Source organism: Vibrio sp. 10N.222.52.B12, from assembly GCF_002875385.1.
In the GTDB taxonomy this organism is placed as follows: Bacteria; Pseudomonadota; Gammaproteobacteria; order Enterobacterales; family Vibrionaceae; genus Vibrio; species Vibrio jasicida.
In genome coordinates, this window is record NZ_MDAW01000002.1 from 1 (window position 1) to 4,301 (window position 4,301).

Below are 4,301 nucleotides of genomic sequence, written 5' to 3' on the forward strand. Positions count from 1 at the left end.
ACCCATATCAGGACGGGTCAGGTGCTGTATTAGCCTTCAAGCTCAGCTAGGCACATTTCTTCATAGATTTGCTTAACCCAGTTTTCGACACGTTCATCAGTCAATTCTGGTTGACGATCTTCGTCGATACATAGGCCAACAAACTGGCTATCGTCGCCTTCAACAAGTGCTTTAGACGCTTCAAACTCGTAACTTTCAGTTGAAGTGTGGCCAAGGATAGTACCGCCTTTTGCTTCAACGATGTCACGAACTGTACCCATCGCATCACAGAAGTACTCTGCGTAATCTTCTTGGTCACCACAACCAAAGATAGCGACTAGCTTTGTTGAGAAGTCTACTTGCTCAAGCTCAGGGAAGAAATCATCCCAATCACATTGCGCTTCACCGTAGTACCACGTAGGGATACCTAGAAGAAGAAGATCAAAGTTATCAATGTCTTCTTTGCTGCTTTTTGCGATGTCTTGAACGTGAACTAGTTGTTTACCTAGTTGCTTTTGAATCATCTTTGCAACGGCTTCAGTATTACCTGTGTCGCTACCGAAGAAGATACCTACACTTGCCATAGAGTCTATACCTTTACATTGTTTGTTACTGGCGATGGGGAGAAGAGCTTAACCAAGCCCTGTGCCTTCCCAACTGAGCTGAATCAGGCCTTTCGCGATGAAACCAGCGCAGCCAAGGAAAAGAACCAACCACACAATACGACGACCGAAAACAGGTACGTTACCTTGTTTTAGCACATCTTTTATTGCCATCCCGATGAAAAAGAAGATAGCAGCAAAAAGCAGATCGAGCCCAATCGACTCGAGCATGTCCATATAGTCGTATAGCATTGTCGTCCTTCATGCCAAAAATTCTTGGGCGCACTATACCACTGTTAAACAGTAAAGTTAATGCACAACAAGAAGGGTTATTTCAATAATCTGGCGTTGTTTTTCGAATTTGTTAACTCGAAATATATTTCCTGATCACACGCATTACTTCAGCAGGTTTCTCTGCATGTAACCAGTGTCCGGTATTGGCGATAATGTGTGCTTTTGCGTTGTTAAACTGACGCTTAACAGCAGGCTGATGCTCAGGCATTAGGTAGTCTGAATCACCACCTTTAACAAACAGAGTTGGAATATCTGTGGTAGCAATTTCTTGCCAGCCAATAATCTGATCATAATTGTTGAATAAGCTTGCGACATTAAAGCGCCAATCCATTTTATCGCCGTTTTTGTATAACGATTTCGATAAGAATTGTCTTACACCATCCATTTCAATATGTTGAGCAAGAATGTCCATGGTTTGTTGGCGGTTAGTTGGTTGTTCTTTTACTACGGCTTGCAGACCATTAAAGACGTTGTCATGGCGATTAGTCTGGTAAGCCACTGGCGCCATATCTAAGACAATAAGTTGTTTTACGAATTCAGGAGCGACATCTGCTAGTTTCATTGCAACCTTACCACCCATAGAGTGGCCGATTACTAACGCAGGCTCGATGTCGATATTGCGAAGTAAATCAGCAACATCTTGCGCCATGACTTCATAGTTGTGTGTATCTGAATGGAAAGAGAGACCGTGATTTCGTAGATCAATACTGATCACACAGTGATCTTGGACGAGGTCGCGAGCCAGTAAACCTAGATTACTGAAACTGCCAAACAATCCATGAATCAAAACAACCGTTTGGCCTTGGCCTTCCTGCTTATAGTTGAGTAATGCTGACATTTTATCTTATTCGTGATGGGTTTAACGTGGAGTATCCGCGAGGATCTCGTTATAATCCCCCAGAGTTTAAACATTGAGAATGTGAAAAGCGAATGAAAACAATTGAGGTTGATGAGGATCTATACCGTTACATTGCGGGTCAAACCAAGCATATCGGTGAAAGTGCCTCGGATATTTTACGACGCCTTTTGAACCTTGATGGTCAGTTGCAGGAAGCCGTCGTGGTACCTGTAATCGAGCAACCACAAGGGATTGTAGTAAGTAAAGATGCTGGTAAAACAGAATCAGTGGATACCGTAAAAGAAATGCGTTCTCTACTGATTTCTGATGAGTTTGCTGGCCTTAAGAAAGCGATTGATCGCTTCATGTTGGTTCTATCAACCTTACACACGTTAAATCCAGAGAGCTTCTCTCAAGCAACGAAAGTAAAAGGGCGCAAGCGCGTTTACTTTGCTGATAATGAAGATACTCTGCTAGCAAACGGCAATACCACCAAGCCTAAAGCAATTCCTGGTACGCCATTTTGGGTAATCACTAATAACAACACCAGTCGCAAGCGACAGATGGTTGAGCAGGTGATGACTCATATGGAATTCCAGCCTGACTTGATAGAGAAAGTAACAGGTTCAATCTAAGAAACCTGATAGAAGCCTCATAATGTGTAGCGTATAGCGGATATTATGAGGCTTTTTTGATTTTATTTGTATTTAAAGAAAGGATGTCAAACATGGCTATGCACCCTCGTGCTGGGCAAAAAGCGCAGCAGGAAGATCTTCATAATATCCCAGCACTCGTTGCTAACTACTTCTTACTTCAACCTGATGCATCAAATGCAGAGCATAACGTTCAATTTGGTACTTCTGGTCACCGCGGTACCGCGGACAAGCACACCTTTAACGAAAACCACATTTTAGCTATCGCTCAAGCGGTCGCAGAAGTTCGTGCTGAGCAAGGTACAACAGGTCCACTGTTTGTGGGCAAAGACACGCACGCGCTATCTGAACCAGCGTTTTCAAGTGTGATTGAAGTATTGATTGCAAACGGTGTGACAGTGATTGTCCAGCAAGACAACGGCTACACGCCAACGCCTGGTATTTCACACGCGATTCTGACTTACAACATCAAGCATGATGACAAAGCAGATGGCATCGTGATTACCCCATCTCATAACCCACCTCAAGACGGCGGCATCAAGTACAACCCGACGCACGGTGGTCCAGCTGAAGCAGAGCTAACTCAAGCTATCGAAGATCGTGCAAACGCACTGATTGCTGAAGGTCTACAAGGCGTTAAACGCCTACCGTTAGCTGAAGCAAAAGCATCGGTTCTGTTTGTTGAGATGGATTTGGTGAAACCATACATCGACGATTTAGTGAACGTTATCGATATGGAAGCAATCCAAAAAGCAAACTTGAAGATTGGTGTAGATCCATTGGGCGGCAGCGGCATCGATTACTGGCGTCAAATTGGTCAGGCATACAACCTAGACCTAACGCTAGTAAGTGAAGCGATTGATCCTTCTTTCCAATTCATGTCGCTAGATAAAGACGGCGTTGTACGTATGGACTGTTCTTCTCCTTACGCAATGGCGGGTCTATTGGCGCTGAAAGATGAATACGATTTAGCATTTGGTAACGATCCTGACTACGACCGTCACGGTATCGTTACGCCAAAAGGTTTGATGAATCCGAACCACTTCTTAGCGGTTTGTATCGACTACCTATACCGTCACCGTGACGCGTGGGGTAAAGATGTCGCTGTTGGTAAAACGCTAGTTTCAAGCGCTCTGATTGACCGTGTTGTTGCGGATCTAGGTCGTGAGCTATGTGAAGTGCCTGTTGGCTTCAAATGGTTTGTGGACGGTCTGTACACTGGTAAGTTTGGCTTCGGCGGCGAAGAAAGTGCTGGTGCATCTTTCCTTCGTAAAGATGGTACGCCTTGGTCAACAGACAAAGATGGTATCTTGCTATGTCTTCTAGCGGCAGAGATCACTGCGGTAACGGGTAAGAACCCTCAAGATTACTATGAAGAGCTAGCGGCGAAGCACGGTGAGTCTAAGTACAACCGTATTCAAGCTGTCGCAAATGGCCCACAAAAAGACGTATTGAAGAAGTTGTCACCAGAAATGGTTGCGGCTGAGACTCTAGCTGGTGATGCAATCACTGCTCGTCTGACGCACGCTCCAGGTAATGGTGCAGCGATTGGAGGTCTTAAAGTAACGACAGCGAATGGTTGGTTCGCTGCACGTCCATCAGGCACTGAAGACATCTACAAGATTTACTGTGAAAGCTTTAAAGGTGAAGAGCACCTAAAACAAATCGAAGCCGAAGCACAAGAAATCGTTAATCAAGTATTTGCAGCCGCTGGTTTGTAATTCAAACGATTAAGGTTCGAAAGGGTCGACATTGCGTCGGCCCTTTTTGTTTGTGAAGAGGGAACGCTGCGCTTCGAGAGTCGGGAACGCTTCGCTCTAGGAATCGAGAGGTGCTCGTTGAGAGTATAGCGGAAAGGTATTTTGATTAAGAAGGTGTTGACGGAACTTGTTCCTAGAAAAGCAAAATAAAATCGTTTCCTGTTTCCTGTTTCCT

5 protein-coding genes are annotated in these 4,301 nt (G+C 44.6%); 2 read left to right on the top strand and 3 right to left on the bottom strand.

The genetic code is table 11. The features are described 5' to 3' along the window. Positions 1–29: 29 nt before the first annotated feature. The 3 genes from fldA to BCT11_RS00330 form a co-directional block, all read right to left on the bottom strand. Entirely contained in the window at positions 30–563 is a 534-nt protein-coding gene (gene fldA, locus BCT11_RS00320; protein WP_038865696.1) for a flavodoxin FldA, read from the bottom strand. A 48-nt stretch (positions 564–611) separates the two neighbouring features. Then, positions 612–833, bottom strand: coding sequence for a DUF2788 domain-containing protein (locus BCT11_RS00325; protein WP_005446406.1), 222 nt, complete (start codon positions 831–833; stop codon positions 612–614). Positions 834–945: 112 nt separating this feature from the next. After that, the gene (locus BCT11_RS00330; RefSeq protein ID WP_102386831.1) at positions 946–1,713 is read right to left on the bottom strand and encodes an alpha/beta fold hydrolase; all 768 of its coding nucleotides are present in this window, start codon (positions 1,711–1,713) and stop codon (positions 946–948) included. 92 nt (positions 1,714–1,805) lie between these two features. Here BCT11_RS00330 and seqA point away from each other — a divergent pair, with 92 nt between their 5' ends. Continuing rightward, positions 1,806–2,348, top strand: coding sequence for a replication initiation negative regulator SeqA (gene seqA / locus BCT11_RS00335; protein ID WP_102386832.1), 543 nt, complete (start codon positions 1,806–1,808; stop codon positions 2,346–2,348). A gap of 92 nt (positions 2,349–2,440) precedes the next feature. Next, positions 2,441–4,087 carry a phosphoglucomutase (alpha-D-glucose-1,6-bisphosphate-dependent) gene (pgm, locus tag BCT11_RS00340; RefSeq protein ID WP_102386833.1) on the top strand — a complete coding sequence of 549 codons (1,647 nt, stop codon included), beginning with the start codon at positions 2,441–2,443 and terminating at the stop codon, positions 4,085–4,087. Positions 4,088–4,301 lie beyond the last annotated feature (214 nt).